Origin of the sequence: Kaistella jeonii (assembly GCF_000812865.1) — a bacterium.
GTDB lineage: Bacteria > Bacteroidota > Bacteroidia > Flavobacteriales > Weeksellaceae > Kaistella > Kaistella jeonii.
In genome coordinates this window covers 233,562-249,180 of record NZ_JSYL01000002.1, presented here as the reverse complement: position 1 = coordinate 249,180, position 15,619 = coordinate 233,562, and the positions used below count along the sequence as shown (strand labels likewise).

The following is a 15,619-nucleotide window of genomic DNA, read 5'->3' as shown; positions in this document are numbered from 1 at the left end:
TTGTTAGAAATTTTATACATCGAAGCGCAAGGCGATTATTTGAATGTTAATACAGCATCGCAAAACTATTCAACCCAAATGACACTTAATTCAATGGAAGAGGTTTTACAAAACAAAAAATTCTTTAGAATTCAGCGTTCTTTTATCTTGAATCTTGATTTTGTAAGAAGCATTCACGGAAATATGGTGGAATTACTGAACGGAAAATCGATATCTGTTTCTGTTAATAAAAAGGAAGAACTTTACAAATTGTTAGGATTGTAATTTCTTAAAATAAAAAAGCGAAGAAAAATTTCCTCGCTTCTAATTTATGCTTTTAAATTCAATTTCAACTCCAATTCATCTAACTGCTCATCCGCAATCGAACTCGGCGCATCAATCATAACATCCCGTCCTGAATTATTTTTTGGGAAAGCGATGTAATCTCTGATCACTTCATTTCCATCAAGAATTGCAACCAATCTATCAAAACCTAAAGCCAAACCTGCGTGAGGAGGTGCGCCATATTGGAATGCATTCATCAAGAATCCGAATTGTGCTTCTGCATCTTCTTTGGTGAATCCTAAAAGATTAAACATTTTCGCCTGTAAATCTTTATCGAAAATTCTTACTGAACCACCACCAATTTCATTTCCGTTTAGAATTAAATCGTAAGCGTTTGCTCTTGCTTTTCCTGGATCGGTTTCTAATAAATGAACATCTTCCGGTTTTGGTGCAGTAAACGGATGGTGCATTGCGTGATAACGGTTAGTTTCTTCATCCCATTCTAATAATGGGAAATCGATTACCCAAAGTGGTGCGAATTCTTTTGGATTTCTTAATCCTAATCTGTTCCCCAATTCCATTCTTAAAGCGGAAAGTTGAGTTCTTACTTTATTTTCGTTTCCGGACATTAGGAAAATTAAATCTCCTGCTTTCGCGCCGAATTTTTCTGTTATTTTCTTTAAGTCTTCTTCGTTGTAAAATTTATTGACGGAAGAAGTAACAACACCATCGTTTTGGAATTTGATCCAAATCATTCCGTTTGCGCCAACTTGCGGACGTTTTACCCAATCGATCAATTCGTCGATTTGTTTTCTCGTATATTCTGCACAACCTTCTACATTGATTCCTACCACCAATTCTGCCTCGTCGAATATTTTGAAATCTTTTCCTTTCACCAATTCGTTTACTTCCACGAATTCCATCCCGAATCTGATGTCCGGTTTATCGTTTCCGTATTTTTTCATCGCATCGGCGAAAGTCATTCTTGGGAATTTCCCGAATTCTTTTCCGGCAATATCTTTCAATAAAGTTGCGGTCATTCCTTCGAAGATCTCCAAAACATCTTCCTGCTCAACAAATGCCATTTCACAATCGATCTGTGTAAATTCCGGTTGGCGGTCGGCTCTTAAATCTTCATCACGGAAACATTTTACAATCTGAAAATAACGGTCCATTCCACCGATCATTAACAACTGTTTGAATGTTTGTGGAGATTGTGGCAATGCATAAAATTGTCCCGGATTCATACGACTTGGAACAACGAAATCTCTCGCTCCCTCCGGAGTTGATTTAATAAGAACCGGAGTTTCAACTTCAATAAAATTTTGTTCTGATAAATAGTTGCGGACTTTCTGCGCCATTTTGTGACGGAAGATCAATTTGTCTTTTACCGGATTACGACGAATATCTAAATATCTGTATTTCATACGAAGTTCTTCGCCACCATCAGTTTGGTCTTCAATGGTAAATGGTGGAACTTCTGAGGCGTTCAAAATGGTCAGTTTCTCCACTAAAATTTCGATATTTCCGGTGGCGATTTTAGGATTTTTACTTTGTCGTTCAATTACTTTTCCTTCAATTTGAATCACAAATTCGCGTCCTAATTTTCCAGCAGATTCCAGTAATTCTTTTGAAGATCTGTCTGCATCAAATACCAATTGCGTAATTCCGTACCGGTCGCGAAGATCGATCCACATCATAAAACCTTTGTCCCGAATGGTTTGAACCCAGCCGGAAAGGGTGACTTTTTGATCAATATTTTGGGAGTTTAATTCTCCGTTGGTGTGCGTACGAAACATAATTTTCAGATATTAGAAGTTAAAATTGAAATTGAGATTTACTCTGAAATTTCAGGTGCAAAGATAAGTTTTTTGGATGATTTTTAGAAGTGATTTTTCAGCGATTCCCTGCGTGAGGGATTATCTCTATCTGTTTTTTTGAGGCTGATTCGATGAATGTTTCACATTTGCAATGGAAATCCCGGAATGGAACAAAGTGGAATGAGGAATTGTAATGGAAAGCCCGACCCGCGCGGCTGGAAGTATTTACGGCATAATTATAAGCGCTGGAAAGGGTCACGCCCAAAACTTTATGATTATTTAAGAAGTGCTTGCCAAATTATTATTTTAACTTTGATATAATCAATACATTAAAAATAATTAATTATGGGAAAAGGAGACAAAAAATCAAGAAAAGGAAAAATTACAGCGGGAAGCTACGGTAACAAAAGACCAAGAAAAGCCAGTTCTGTCATAGACATCCCAGTTAAAGTATTAGATGAAAATGATAAAAAAGCGCCGAAAGAGAAAGTGAAAAAAGTAGTCGCTTCTCCAGTAGAGAAAACTGAAAATGCAGAATTAGAAAAAAAACCGAAAGTTGCTGCAAAACCGAAAGCAGATAAAAAAGAAGACACCGAAGAGGTGAAAACTAAAGAGTAGATATAAAAAAAACCGAAGATTAATCCTCGGTTTTTTTTATGATTTGATTTTTGTAGAATTATTTTCCGCCGAAGAGACCGCCTAAAAGTGTACCTAAACCGCCTTGCTCCTGGTTTTGTTGGCCACCACCAAGAACGCTTTCAAGAATTCCTCCGAGACCACCGCCTGAACTTTGGTTCGCGCCACCAAGAACACTTCCTAAAATATCAGTTATAGGATTTGAGCCGCCTTGCGATTGTTGCTGCTGAACCTGGCTGCTTGCGTTGCCCAAAATTCCGCCAAGTAAATCTCCTAAACCACCGCCGGAAGTTATGCCGTTCGATTGCTTTTCCTTACCAATAAATCCCATAATGACAGGAGCCAACATTGCCAAAATTGGTCCGATCTTATCCATTGAAATCCCGGTATTCTGCGAAAGTTGATTTTCTACGGTTGATTTTTGCTCTCCAAAAACATGATCTAAAATTGAACTTCCTTCTTGCTGCCGATCTGCTGCCTGAGAAGGATCGTTCAAGATACTTCCGTCGTGATCTTTGTCAAGCGCTGTATTTAATGCTTCTGCATCTGCAGGACTGTCTTGTGATTTTTTTCTTAAGTAAGAAATAACAAGTGGTGCGGCTACTGCCAATAAAGCGATAACCTGCGTGTTGCTGATTCCGAATTTGTTTTCAGCATCAGAAGCAACTTGGTTTCCTGTGCTGCCTGTGATTAAATCGAGTAAGCTCATAGTGTTTTATTTTTAAGTTAATGATATATGACAATCAAAGTTATCAATAATTAGTCCTAATATTTTTCCCAAAAACTTAAATAAATGTTAAACTTTAATTTTTAAAGATGGGAACATTCGAACAAGCTTCACCAAACATTAGTGATTTTACGAGCGGTTTTAACTGTTCAACCAATTCAATATAAGCGTTCTCTGGAATTGATTCGTCGGAACATCCTTTGACCAAAACCCGCTTACCAATCATTTCTGTAAAATCGTAGGTTTGAACAGCATTGTGCATCAAGAGAACTTCTAAATCTTCGCGATTTCCAAATACTATCTTTTTTGAAGTTTCGGTCAGTTTTGCGGTGAGAAGAAAATAGGCCCAAAGTGGAACGATTGCATCTGCAGAATTATAAATGTAGATATAAGCATCTTTATATTCTTCTGCATTAATGTTCGCAATTTTTTCTCTGAAATCTTTTTCTTTTAAAATCAGTTCTTCGAAAAGGAAATCTTTTAAATCGATACCTATTCTTTTTCCTTTTGGCACCAATTGGGAGAGATCAAAATTGACCAATCCGCTTTCGGCTATTTTATTTTTTATTTCTAAATCAGACATTTTTTTATTTTATCTTTGAACAAAATTAAGGTAAATAATCGGTTTTAATTTGATGGTTGAAAGATCCTAAAACTAAAATTTAAATTCAAAATATCAATTGAAATATTATATCATCGCAGGAGAAGCCTCTGGAGATCTGCACGCTTCAAATTTAATGAAGTCGATTTTGAAAAAAGATCCAACTGCAGAATTTCGTTTCTGGGGTGGAGATTTAATGACTGAAGTTGCGGGATTTCCGCCCGTGAAACATTATCGGGATTTAGCGTTCATGGGATTTCTGGAAGTTGCCAAGAATTTGGGAACAATTCTAAAAAACATTAGATTTTGCAAAGAAGATATTCAGAATTACAAACCTGATGTTTTAATTTTGGTTGATTATCCTGGATTTAATTTAAGGATTGCTGAATTTGGAAAAAATTTGGGAATTAGAATTATCTATTATATTTCGCCGCAACTGTGGGCCTGGAAAGAAGGCAGAGTGGAAAAAATTAGAAAATTTGTAGACGAAATGTTGGTGATCTTACCTTTTGAAAAAGACTTTTACAAAAAACACCACGTTGATGCGCATTTCACAGGACATCCTTTATTAGATGCGATTTCAGATTTAAAGGAAATAAATATTCAGAAATTTAAATCTGATAATAATTTAAACGAAAAGGAAATTATCGCACTTTTACCAGGTTCTCGTGAACAGGAAGTGACGAAAATGTTAGAATTGATGCTTTCGGTTCGTCCATATTTTAAAGAATATCAGTTTGTAATTGCAGGAGCGCCAAGTTTACCGAAAGAATTTTATCAGAAATATGTTGATGAAAATGTGCATTTCGTTTCCAATAAAACCTACGATTTATTGAGATGTTCGAAAGCGGCGTTAGTTACTTCAGGAACAGCAACTTTGGAAACAGCTTTGCTTAATATTCCCGAAGTAGTTTGTTACAGAAGTAGCCGAATCTCCTATGAAATCGGGAAAAGAGTTGTTAAAAACATCAAGTATATTTCTTTGGTTAATTTAATTATGGATCAGGAAGTTGTGACTGAATTGATTCAAAGTGATCTCAACACTAAGAATTTAGTGAAAGAATTGCAATTAATTTTAGAAGGAAAATCCAGAGATAAGATGTTGCAGGATTTTGAACTTTTACGAAAAAAACTGGGCGGAAAAGGAGCAAGCGACCACGCTGCAGATATTATTGTAAAAGGGTGATTTCACGCGTGATTTTATCAGTTGAAGTTGATAATTTTACACGAAAACACCATTGCAAAAACAACCACTATTTATCCTTTCTATTTGTTTTATTCTTGGAATTTTCTTTCAGGATTTTTTCAGCATGGAAAGTGAATTCGTTTACCTCTTTGTAGGATTCAGCTTTTTTACGCTCTTCGTTTTTTTAGTAAAGAGATTTTACTATTATCAATTGCGCCATCTTTCGCTCTTCATTTTGTTTTTCTCTTTGGGAATTTTCGCACACTCTCTGAATTCGCAAAAACCGAAACTTCCAGAATTGAAGAGTAAGGAGAATATTATTTTTAAGATCACAAAAAAACTAAATTCTAATCAAAAAAGCCGTCGTTATGAAATTGAAGCTTGGAAGGGTAATGAATCTTTTAAAAGTGTTTTATCAATTCCTAAAGACGAAAAAGAATTCGATTATCTTCATTATTACAAAGCCGAAGTTTATATCAACAAAATTGAAAAACCGTACAGCGATTTTCAGTTTGATTACGGAAGATATTTAGCGAGAAAAGATATTTATTTTCAAAGTTATTTGCCCAATTCTTTTCAATCAAGTAAACGGGATGATCTTTCTTTTCCGGAGAAAATACGTCAGAAGCGCTTAGAAACTTTAATTAAAATTGACGCTACAAATTTAAATAAAGCCAGTCGGGAATTTACGAAAGGAATTATTCTCGCCGACCGGACAGAAATGGATAAAGAAATTGTTCGGGATTTCAGCAAATCTGGTTTAGTACATATTTTAGCGATTTCTGGTTCTCACATGGCGATTATTTTTTGGTTGATTTTACTTGTTTTGAATCCTATTTTTCCACCTAAACTAAGGAATTACAAAATTGTAATTTCACTTTTATTGATTTGGAGTTTTGCCATATTTATTGATTACGGGAGTTCTGTAGTTCGGAGTTGCGTGATGATTTCTGCTTATTACACTTTTATTTTATTGCAAAGAAAAACAGATTTGCTACATTCCATGGCAATCGCGGGGCTCGCAATTTTAATTACGGATACCAATCAACTTTTTGATGTGGGTTTTCAATTAAGTTTTCTGGCGGTTTTGGGAATATTTTGGTTTAACCAACCTATTTTGAAATATTTACCGAAACCTAAAAATAATTTTCAGAATTTTTTTATGAATATCGTTTCGATTAGTATTTCGGCACAGTTGGCGACACTTCCTTTGGTGATCTATTATTTTCACCAGTATTCTTTTATTTCAATTATTGCGAACTTAGTAGTAATTCCTTTTTCAGAGATTTTGATTATTTTTGCTTTGTTAATGACTTTGCTGACTGCATTTTCTTTGCAATTCACTTTCTTAAATTTGATTTATGATTTCTGCGTAACTTACACTTTGAAAGTAATTCATTTTTTCGCAGATATTGATTTTGCTTTTTATAAAATTATTCCGTTGACGCTTTTAGAAGTTTTCGTGTCTTTTATTATCATCTATTTATTAAGATTTGCGATTTTAAAATTCAATGTTAAAAATCTTCTTCGAGTAACTTATTTTGTTTTGACGTTTATCGCTTTACGTTTGGTTTTAAATTTTAAAGCGAATCAGATCGATGAGATTTTAGCTCATCAATATTTTAAAGAAGCTGTTATTTCGGTAAAAAGTAATAATAAAGTTCAGTTTATTATGCGTGAAAATTCAAATCCGGAAAAAATTGAGCAATATGTGATTGAGCCTTATTTAACATCAAGAAGAACCAAAAATTTTGAAATTGTTCAAATTCCAAAGTCAGTTCATCAGGTCAATATTAATGGAGTAAAGTATAATTTAAAGTAGTTCTCTCAATCAAAAATATTCTTAATTATGAATTAGCTTTTGAACTACTTGATATTAAAGCTTGTTATTTAGAAGTATTACAAACTAAAAGATTGTGACTTTTCTCATCTCCAAATAGCTTAACATTTTTTTAACTTTGTGAAAATTCAAATATAAATATTAATTATGGCAGGATACACAAGTTCTACTATTGGTAGAAAGTACGCAATGGCATTGTCTGCAATGTTTTTGCTCATATTCCTTATCATCCACCTTTCGGTCAACCTACTTTCAGTTTTTGGAAAAGATGGTCCTTACAATTCGGCTTCAGAATTTATGGGGTATAATCCGTTGATTCAGTTTTTAATGCAGCCTATTCTAGGTTTTGCAGTTGTTTTTCACTTTGTGATGGGATTTGTTCTTGAGCTTAAAAACAGAAGTGCAAGACCAATTAAATACGATATGAACAATGGTGCTGCGAATTCTACATGGATGTCGCGTAACATGATCATTTCAGGATTGGTTGTTTTGGCTTTTTTAGGCCTTCACTTTTATGATTTTTGGTGGCATGAGATGAACTTCAAATATATTGAAGGAAACACACCGGACGAAGCGAGATTCTGGCCAGAAATTCATGAAAAATTTGCAGATTTATGGAGAGTAGTGATTTATGTGGTTGCTTTTGTTTTATTAGGACTGCATTTAGCGCACGGTTTTCAATCATCGTTTCAGTCGATCGGTGCAAGACATCCGAAATACACACCTATCATTAAAGCTGTAGGAACTTGGTATTCTATCCTTATTCCTGCAGGATTTATTTTCATTGCATTATATCATTTTTTAACTCAATAGGATTTTAGATTTTATATTAAAGTTTAAAATACGAAGTATTCACGATCTCAAATTTTTATTTTGAAATTCGGGAGTATAATAAAAATTCAAAATTTCTGAAAATGAGCAAATTAGATTCAAAAATTCCAGCTGGCCCTATCGCGGACAAATGGACAAATCATAAAAATCACATGAACCTTGTTTCACCCAACAATCGAGATAAAATCGATATTATAGTTGTTGGAACAGGTTTAGCAGGAGGTTCTGCCGCTGCAACTTTAGCCGAGCAAGGCTACAATGTAAAAGCATTTTGCTATCAAGATTCTCCTAGAAGAGCGCATTCAATCGCTGCTCAAGGTGGAATAAATGCCGCGAAAAATTATCAGGGAGATGGTGATTCTACCTATAGATTGTTTTACGATACCGTAAAAGGTGGTGATTATCGTTCTAGAGAAGGTAATGTTTATCGATTGGCAGAAGTTTCCGGAAGTATTATTGACCAGTGTGTTTCCCAAGGTGTTCCGTTCGGAAGAGATTACGGCGGACAATTAGATAACCGATCTTTCGGTGGGGTTCAGGTAAAAAGAACTTTTTATGCAAAAGGTCAAACCGGACAACAGCTTTTACTGGGGGCTTATTCTGCAATGAGTCGCCAAATCGGAAAAGGAAGAATAAAAATGTATAACCGTCACGAAATGCTTGATTTAGTAATCGTAGACGGAAAAGCAAGAGGAATTATCGCAAGAAATTTAGTGACCGGAGAAATTGAAAGACATTCTGCACATGCAGTTGTTATCGCTTCCGGTGGTTACGGAAATGTTTATTTTCTTTCTACTAATGCAATGGGTTCAAATGTTTCCGCCGCGTGGAAAATTCATAAAAAAGGAGCCTATTTCGCAAATCCTTGTTATGTGCAAATTCACCCAACTTGTATTCCAGTTCACGGTACAGCACAATCGAAACTGACTTTAATGTCAGAATCTTTAAGAAATTCCGGTAGAATCTGGGTTCCTAAAAATATTGAAGATGCAGTAGCAATTCGGGAAGGCAAATTGAAAGCAGAAAGCATTACTCCAGAAAATCGTGATTATTATTTGGAAAGAAGATATCCAGCTTTTGGAAATCTTGTTCCGCGTGATGTTGCTTCGAGAGCAGCTAAAGAAAGATGTGACGCAGGTTACGGAATCGAAAATAATGATACTCAGGAAGGGGTTTTCCTTGATTTCTCTACCGAAATCATTAAAAAAGGAAAAGAGGCCGCTCTTGAACAAAATATTCACAATCCTACTGAACAACAAATTAGTGATTTAGGAAAAGCTTGGATCGAAGAAAAATACGGAAATCTTTTCGTGATGTATGAAAAAATTACAGGCGAAAATCCTTACGTAACTCCGATGAAGATTTATCCTGCAGTTCATTACACGATGGGTGGAGTTTGGGTAGATTACAATTTACAGTCAACCATTCCAGGATGTTTTGTGATTGGTGAAGCTAATTTCTCCGATCACGGTGCAAACAGATTAGGTGCTTCGGCTTTGATGCAAGGTTTGGCAGATGGTTATTTTGTACTTCCTTATACCATTGCAGATTATCTTGCTGCAGATATTACAACAGGTGCAATTCCGACGAACGGTGCTGATTTTGATGTGGCTGAAAAAGGAGTTCAGGAAAAAGTTGATTTCTTTTTAAATAATAACGGAACGCATTCTGTAGATCACTTCCACAAACTATTGGGACACATTATGTGGAATAAAGTAGGAATGGGAAGAACTCCTGAAGGTTTGAGAGAGGCAATTCAGGAAATTGAAGAAGTTAGAAATGATTTCTGGAAAAATGTAAAAGTTATCGGTGACGCAAATAGTTTGAATCCTGAATTAGAAAAAGCTTTTAGAGTAGCTGACTTTTTAGAATTGGGTCAATTGATGGCAATCGATGCTTTGAACAGAGAAGAATCTTGTGGTGGGCATTTCCGCTGGGATCACTCAACACCTGAAGGTGAAGCCAAAAGAGATGATGAACATTACAAATTTGTTTCTTCGTGGGAATATCAAGGACCAGACATTAAGCAAGAGGTTTTACATAAGGAAGATTTGATTTATGAAAACATCGAAGTTAAAACAAGAAGTTATAAATAATCTCCAAAAAAGTAAATAAGAAAATGAGTACACAAAAAGGATTAAACCTGACTCTAAAAATTTGGAGACAGAAAAATAATAAAACAAAAGGTCAATTCGAAACCCACAAAATTTCCGATGTCTCCACGGATTCATCATTCTTGGAAATGTTGGACATGCTTAATGAGCAATTGATCAACGAAGGGAAAGAATCAATCGCTTTTGACCACGATTGTCGCGAAGGAATTTGCGGAATGTGTTCGCTATATATAAACGGAAGACCTCACGGTCCAGATACAGGAATCACAACTTGCCAACTTCACATGAGAATGTTCAAAGATGGCGAAACCATTCATATCGAACCTTGGAGAAGTGCTGCTTTTCCAGTAATCAAAGATTTGGTGGTAGACAGAAGTTCTTTTGATCGAGTGATGGCTGCAGGTGGATTTATTTCTATAAATACGTCTGGACATACTACCGATGCAAATTCAATTTTAGTTCCGAAAGAAGATGCTGATAAAGCGATGGATGCAGCAGCTTGCATCGGTTGTGGAGCTTGTGTTGCCACTTGTAAAAATGGTTCTGCCATGTTATTTGTAGGAGCAAAAGTTTCTCAGTATGCACTACTTCCTCAAGGTAGAGTAGAAGCGAAAAGAAGAGTTTTAAATATGGTGAAAGCAATGGACGAAGAAGGTTTCGGAAACTGCTCTAATACAGGTGCTTGCGAAGTAGAATGTCCGAAAGGAATTACGCTCGAAGTAATCGCAAGATTGAACCGAGAATTTGCAGTAGCCAATATCGAGAAAGAATAAAATATTATTTACCTAATAAATCAAATCGTCTTTTTAACAGAAGGCGATTTTTTTTGTTCTAAATTTTAGATTAATTGTAATCATTTATTTTAATCTTATCAATATAATCACACTATTTTCCTTTTCTTAAAGATTTTCTCCATTAATAATTAATTGTAAATGAATTAGATATGATGTATATATAAATTATTTATTAAAATTGTTAGACTAATCTAACAAATTATGTTTTATTACAAAAACTTTTTTCTATATTTGCCCATACAATAATTTATGAAGCAAATATCTACACTCATTTTAGTACTGTTATGTACATTGCAACTCTCTGCACAAACGGGAAGTTTAGCTGGAGCCGTAAGTTCTAAACAAAAAACTATATCCGATATTTCAGTTAGTATTTTAAAAACATCTTACTCAAAAGTTACAGATTCAGTAGGTAATTATGAAATGGATAATCTTCCCATAGGAAATTATCAAGCAGTAATTTCTTCAGATGGGTACAAAAAAAATATAAAACCTTTCACTATTAAAGAAAATCAAACGACGACTTTAGATTTTGATTTAATTTCTGAATTACATTCAATAGAACAGGTTGTTATTACCGGAACCCGAACTCCGAAAAGAAAAACAAATTCTGCCGTGATCGTAAATCTCATTAACAGTAAAACTTTAGATCAGGTAGTTGCAACTACATTATCTGAGGGTTTAAAATATCAGCCGGGATTAAGGGTAGAAACCGATTGTCAAACGTGTAATTATACGCAGTTAAGAATTAATGGATTGCAAGGTGGTTATTCCCAAATTCTGATTAACAGCCGACCAATTTTTAGTCCTTTGATGGGATTGTACGGAATGGAACAGATTCCTACCAACATGATTGATCGGATAGAAGTCGTTCGTGGTGGAGTTTCGGCACTTTATGGATCAAGTGCAATTGGTGGAACGGTGAATGTAATTACGAAAATTCCCGATGGTAATAATTATAGTTTTACAAATACGCTCCAAAGTATAAAAGGCAAAACAACCGATAATATCATCACTGGAAATGCCTCCTTTGTCAATGAAGACCGGAACATGGGCGTCAGTTTATTTGTGAACAACAGAAACAGAGGACAGTACGATGCAAATGGTGACAACTATTCCGAACTTCCTGAGCTGAAAGACAATACTTTTGGTGCAAATTTTTTCTTTAAACCTGCCATGAATCAAAAATTGGAGTTAAGTTTAAGCAGCATCAACGAATACAGATTTGGTGGTGAAATTGTAGATAAACCAGCTTATTTGGCAAAACAGTCAGAAGAAAGAACGCATAATATTTTGATGGGAAGTGCAGACTATACCATCGGTTTTAATGATAATAAAAATTCATTAAGTTTTTTCTACGGCGGCCAGAAAACTGACCGTAAACATTATACAGGAATTAATCCCGACGATCCCGACGAATTGGCAGCCTTTTTTGCAAATCCTCCTTATGGCACTTCCGACGTAATTACGCATCAAGGTGGAGTTCAGTTCAATAATAAATTTGAAAAATTCATTGTCGGAAGTTCTGTTTTAACCGCCGGTGCAGAATATGTTTACGATAAAGTCTTCGATGAAATCCCAACGTACAGATATGAGATCGATCAAACCACGAAAAATTTTGGAGCTTACGTTCAGAATGATTGGGACATTACGCCAACCTTAAATTTCCTCACCGGATTTCGATTAGATAAACACAATTTGGTCAATCATGCGATTTTTAGTCCTAGAATTTCTCTGCTTTACAAAGGACTTGCAAATACTCAGTTCAGAGCGGGATGGGGAACAGGTTTTCGCGCACCACAAGCTTTTGATACCGATTTGCATATCGCTTTTGCAGGAGGTGGAGTTTCCAGAATTTCTTTGTCTCCAAATTTAAAAGAGGAAAGATCGAATAGTTTCACAGGTTCTGTCAATTATGATAAAGCGACGGAACATTTTATCGCAGGATTTACTGTTGAAGGTTTTTACACGAGATTGAAAGATGCTTTTTTCCAGTTTCCTTTAGGCAAAGATGAATTCGGAGATATTTTTGAAAAAAGAAATGGCGATGAAGCTGTTGTTAAAGGAATTACCATCGAAGCGCGTGCAAATTTTGATTATGTGGTGCAGCTGGATGGCGGATTTACTTTTCAAAAAAGTCAGTTTAAAACTCCGGTTTCAAATGTCGAAGGTTTAGAGCCGAGAAGAGAATTTTTGCGTACACCAAATAATTACGGTTATGCAACGATCACTTACAATCCAAATAAAAACTGGAACATTAGTGCCAATGGAGTTTTCACGGGTAAAATGGTTCTTGCTCACGTTGCGGCCGAAGGAACAGGACAGGATGTTGATGAATATTTCAACGCGAAATCTTTTACAGATTTAGGGTTTCGCGCTGGTCATACTTTCAATTTCCCTAAAATTAAATCCGGAATTGAAATATTTGGTGGAATGAAAAATATTTTTGATTCCTATCAGAAGACTTTTGACACGGGTAAAAACCGGGACAGCAACTTTATTTACGGACCGAATATGCCCCGAACTTTGTTTTTAGGAATACGTATAAAATCTATATAAATTTTTTTTTGGTTTGAATCGTTCAGCTTGTTTAATAATATTGTTTTTTCTCTTTGGTGGAAATCTTGCTTGCTCGCAAAAATTCGCCGAGAAAGTTCATTGGTTAAATTTTACACAGCTGAACGATTCTTTATTATTAAAACCGAAGAAAGTGTTTGTGAATTTTTATGCTGATTGGTGCATGTACTGTAAAGAAATGGAGCGCACAACTTTTCAGGATACAGCAGTGATCAAAGTTTTAAACGAAGAGTATTACGCTGTGAAAATGAATGTTGAAACCAAGGAAAGCTTTGTCTTCGGAAATCAAACCTTTACCAATAAAAGAGTCAAAAAATTAAATCCCGTTCACGAACTTCCGTTACTGCTCGCGAGTAGAAAAAATAAACCATTTTCTTTGCCCGCTTTTATTTTTTTTGATGAAAATTTTCAGGCTCAGTCGAGGTATTTTCAATTCTTAGACAAAGTGGCACTTTTAAAATTATTACATAAAGAGTAGAAATTCAAAGAGAATCATAGATCTTCAAAGATTTACAGCTTTTAAAGTTTATTCTTATTTTCAAATTAAAATGCATTGAATCATTTGAATTGCAGTAAATCTTAACGTTTTTTTGTGAATTGATAGGGGATACATTCAAAATAAAACACCTATTTTTGCGGAAATTTAAATTTAAAAGATGAAAAATTATTTGTTGATGCTTTTCGTTGCTATTGCCACGATATCATGTTCAAAAAAAGTAGAAGTAAAAGGTAATTTTGCAGGCGGTTCTCCATTAGAAAGAATCGAATTTGTAGAAGCTTCAGGTGTTGCAACTTTACCGCTTGTAAATATGGGTGTTGACGCGAAAGGAAGTTTTTCCGGAAGTTTCGATGCACCGAAAGACGGAATGTACATTATGTCGTACGCCGGAAAAACTGCTATGGTTTATCTGAAAGGTGGTCAGACATTTAATATTTCCGGAAAAGCTGAGAATTTCCCAAATCAATTTACCATTACTGGTGATGCAAAAAAGAACAACGATTTTCTTTTGGAAGTTCAAAAGTTCATTCAGACTTACGCTGCTAAAATTAATGTAGGAGAACTGGTTGCGAAAGATGAAGCTAATTTTTTGAAAGAAGCTGACAAAATCAAAACTGACATTGAAAAAAATATCGATGCTTCTGCAAAGAATACTTCAGCGGACAGCGAAGTTGTAAAATGGAAAAAAGACGAATTGAATGCAAGTATCTTAGGATTGATGAATCAGTACGAAACGAATCATGCACAAGCTGCACAGGACGTTGCTTACAAACCTTCTCAGAAATTCAAAGATGCTGTAAAAAAATTGGAGGGCGACAGCGACCGATTATTAAAAGAGCAGCCTATTTACAGAAATTATCTTTTAGGAAAATTAAGTCCGGAAATTCAAACATTTAGTACGACTAACAAAAAAGAAGGCGAACTTCCTTCTTCTATGTTTTCTAGATTTTTAGATACGAAAAAAGACCTGTCACAAATTACCAAAGATTATCTTTTAGCATATGTTATTGGTGGTGATCTTGCGCCGGGAATGACTGCAGAACATGCTGCTGCCGTCGCAAACACCATTAAAGATAAGATCAAAGACGCCGGGATCAAAAAAGATTTAGAGCATCTTCAGTTTGTGATTAGCGGACCGAAAATCGGAGAAGCGGTTCCAACTGCAAAATTGATCAAGCAAGATGGCAGCGATTTTAAACTTGCAGATGTTAAAGGAAAACCAACATTGGTAATGTTTTACGCTTCCTGGAATCCTTATATTTCTGAAGCTACCATTCCTGTTTTGAAAGAAGTTGCTAATTTCTACAAATCAAAAATGGATTTCACTTATGTGAATTTCGATGATACCAAAGATCAGTTCATCAAAACCAGCAATGCAATGTTGAAAGGACTTCCTGGAAATAATGCTTATGCTGATGGTGGATTAAATTCTCAGGTTGCGAAAGATCTAGGACTTTATGGTTTCAAACTTCCTTCTTTCGTTGTTTTAGATAAAGATGGAAAAATTGCAAGCAGATTCTTTAATAATTTAGGAGATCCTGAATTGATCACGGCATTAGATAAAGTTTCTGGTTTGAAAGCGCCGACTGCGCAACCACAAGCACAATTGCAAAATGATTTATTAGCGCCACAACCACAGGCTCAACAGCAGCAGGCTCCACAACCTGCTCCAGCGAAATAAAAATTTCATCAATCATATAATTCCTGACAGATTTTTCTGTCAGGAATTT

At 35.3% G+C, this 15,619-nt stretch carries 13 protein-coding genes; 10 read left to right on the top strand and 3 right to left on the bottom strand.

Features of this window, described 5'->3' with window-relative positions; genetic code table 11:
* Nucleotides 1-264 (top strand): LytR/AlgR family response regulator transcription factor, encoded by a 264-nt coding sequence (locus OA86_RS15940; RefSeq protein WP_052257370.1) that lies wholly within the window; start codon nt 1-3, stop codon nt 262-264.
* A 44-nt stretch (nt 265-308) separates the two neighbouring features.
* Here OA86_RS15940 and aspS read toward each other — a convergent pair whose 3' ends face one another.
* Nucleotides 309-2,063, bottom strand: coding sequence for an aspartate--tRNA ligase (gene aspS, locus OA86_RS03715; RefSeq protein WP_039349065.1), 1,755 nt, complete (start codon nt 2,061-2,063; stop codon nt 309-311).
* Nucleotides 2,064-2,429: 366 nt separating this feature from the next.
* Between aspS and OA86_RS16160 the strand changes: the two genes are divergently transcribed.
* Nucleotides 2,430-2,702 (top strand): 30S ribosomal protein THX, encoded by a 273-nt coding sequence (locus tag OA86_RS16160; RefSeq protein ID WP_039349062.1) that lies wholly within the window; start codon nt 2,430-2,432, stop codon nt 2,700-2,702.
* 58 nt (nt 2,703-2,760) lie between these two features.
* Here the strand turns inward: OA86_RS16160 and OA86_RS03705 are convergent, their stop codons facing one another.
* Both OA86_RS03705 and OA86_RS03700 read right to left on the bottom strand, forming a co-directional pair.
* Nucleotides 2,761-3,429: a DUF937 domain-containing protein gene (locus OA86_RS03705; RefSeq protein WP_039349059.1), complete on the bottom strand. Its 669-nt coding sequence runs from the start codon at nt 3,427-3,429 to the stop codon at nt 2,761-2,763.
* A 94-nt stretch (nt 3,430-3,523) separates the two neighbouring features.
* Entirely contained in the window at nt 3,524-4,030 is a 507-nt protein-coding gene (locus OA86_RS03700; protein ID WP_039349056.1) for a DUF2480 family protein, read from the bottom strand.
* A gap of 97 nt (nt 4,031-4,127) precedes the next feature.
* On the opposite strand from OA86_RS03700, the gene lpxB reads away from it, so the two are divergent.
* The 8 genes from lpxB to OA86_RS03660 all read left to right on the top strand — a co-directional run bounded on the left by lpxB (nt 4,128) and on the right by OA86_RS03660 (nt 15,570).
* Entirely contained in the window at nt 4,128-5,234 is a 1,107-nt protein-coding gene (gene lpxB / locus OA86_RS03695) for a lipid-A-disaccharide synthase (protein WP_039349053.1), read from the top strand.
* A gap of 124 nt (nt 5,235-5,358) precedes the next feature.
* Nucleotides 5,359-7,056: a ComEC/Rec2 family competence protein gene (locus OA86_RS03690; RefSeq protein ID WP_082017289.1), complete on the top strand. Its 1,698-nt coding sequence runs from the start codon at nt 5,359-5,361 to the stop codon at nt 7,054-7,056.
* Between the two features lie 165 nt (nt 7,057-7,221).
* Nucleotides 7,222-7,887, top strand: a complete 666-nt coding sequence (locus OA86_RS03685) for a succinate dehydrogenase cytochrome b subunit (protein WP_039349047.1) — start codon at nt 7,222-7,224, stop codon at nt 7,885-7,887.
* A 101-nt stretch (nt 7,888-7,988) separates the two neighbouring features.
* Complete coding sequence (locus OA86_RS03680; protein WP_039349044.1) at nt 7,989-10,001, top strand: fumarate reductase/succinate dehydrogenase flavoprotein subunit; 2,013 nt, start codon at nt 7,989-7,991, stop codon at nt 9,999-10,001.
* A gap of 23 nt (nt 10,002-10,024) precedes the next feature.
* Nucleotides 10,025-10,792 carry a succinate dehydrogenase/fumarate reductase iron-sulfur subunit gene (locus OA86_RS03675; RefSeq protein ID WP_039349040.1) on the top strand — a complete coding sequence of 256 codons (768 nt, stop codon included), beginning with the start codon at nt 10,025-10,027 and terminating at the stop codon, nt 10,790-10,792.
* Nucleotides 10,793-11,062: 270 nt separating this feature from the next.
* The gene (locus OA86_RS03670) at nt 11,063-13,372 is read left to right on the top strand and encodes a TonB-dependent receptor (RefSeq protein WP_039349037.1); all 2,310 of its coding nucleotides are present in this window, start codon (nt 11,063-11,065) and stop codon (nt 13,370-13,372) included.
* Between the two features lie 40 nt (nt 13,373-13,412).
* Nucleotides 13,413-13,868 carry a thioredoxin fold domain-containing protein gene (locus tag OA86_RS03665; protein WP_246008020.1) on the top strand — a complete coding sequence of 152 codons (456 nt, stop codon included), beginning with the start codon at nt 13,413-13,415 and terminating at the stop codon, nt 13,866-13,868.
* A gap of 178 nt (nt 13,869-14,046) precedes the next feature.
* A complete protein-coding gene (locus OA86_RS03660) occupies nt 14,047-15,570 on the top strand; it encodes a TlpA family protein disulfide reductase (protein ID WP_039349030.1) in 1,524 nt (507 codons plus the stop codon).
* The last annotated feature ends 49 nt before the right edge of the window (nt 15,571-15,619 follow it).

Bases quoted from the DNA above. Each gene is read 5' to 3' on its own strand.
- aspS (WP_039349065.1), bottom strand. From the start codon at position 2,063: ATGTTTCGTACGCACACCAACGGAGAATTAAACTCCCAAAATATTGAT.
- OA86_RS16160 (WP_039349062.1), top strand. From the start codon at position 2,430: ATGGGAAAAGGAGACAAAAAATCAAGAAAAGGAAAAATTACAGCGGGA.
- OA86_RS03705 (WP_039349059.1), bottom strand. From the start codon at position 3,429: ATGAGCTTACTCGATTTAATCACAGGCAGCACAGGAAACCAAGTTGCT.
- OA86_RS03700 (WP_039349056.1), bottom strand. From the start codon at position 4,030: ATGTCTGATTTAGAAATAAAAAATAAAATAGCCGAAAGCGGATTGGTC.
- OA86_RS03690 (WP_082017289.1), top strand. From the start codon at position 5,359: ATGGAAAGTGAATTCGTTTACCTCTTTGTAGGATTCAGCTTTTTTACG.
- OA86_RS03685 (WP_039349047.1), top strand. From the start codon at position 7,222: ATGGCAGGATACACAAGTTCTACTATTGGTAGAAAGTACGCAATGGCA.
- OA86_RS03680 (WP_039349044.1), top strand. From the start codon at position 7,989: ATGAGCAAATTAGATTCAAAAATTCCAGCTGGCCCTATCGCGGACAAA.
- OA86_RS03675 (WP_039349040.1), top strand. From the start codon at position 10,025: ATGAGTACACAAAAAGGATTAAACCTGACTCTAAAAATTTGGAGACAG.
- OA86_RS03670 (WP_039349037.1), top strand. From the start codon at position 11,063: ATGAAGCAAATATCTACACTCATTTTAGTACTGTTATGTACATTGCAA.
- OA86_RS03660 (WP_039349030.1), top strand. From the start codon at position 14,047: ATGAAAAATTATTTGTTGATGCTTTTCGTTGCTATTGCCACGATATCA.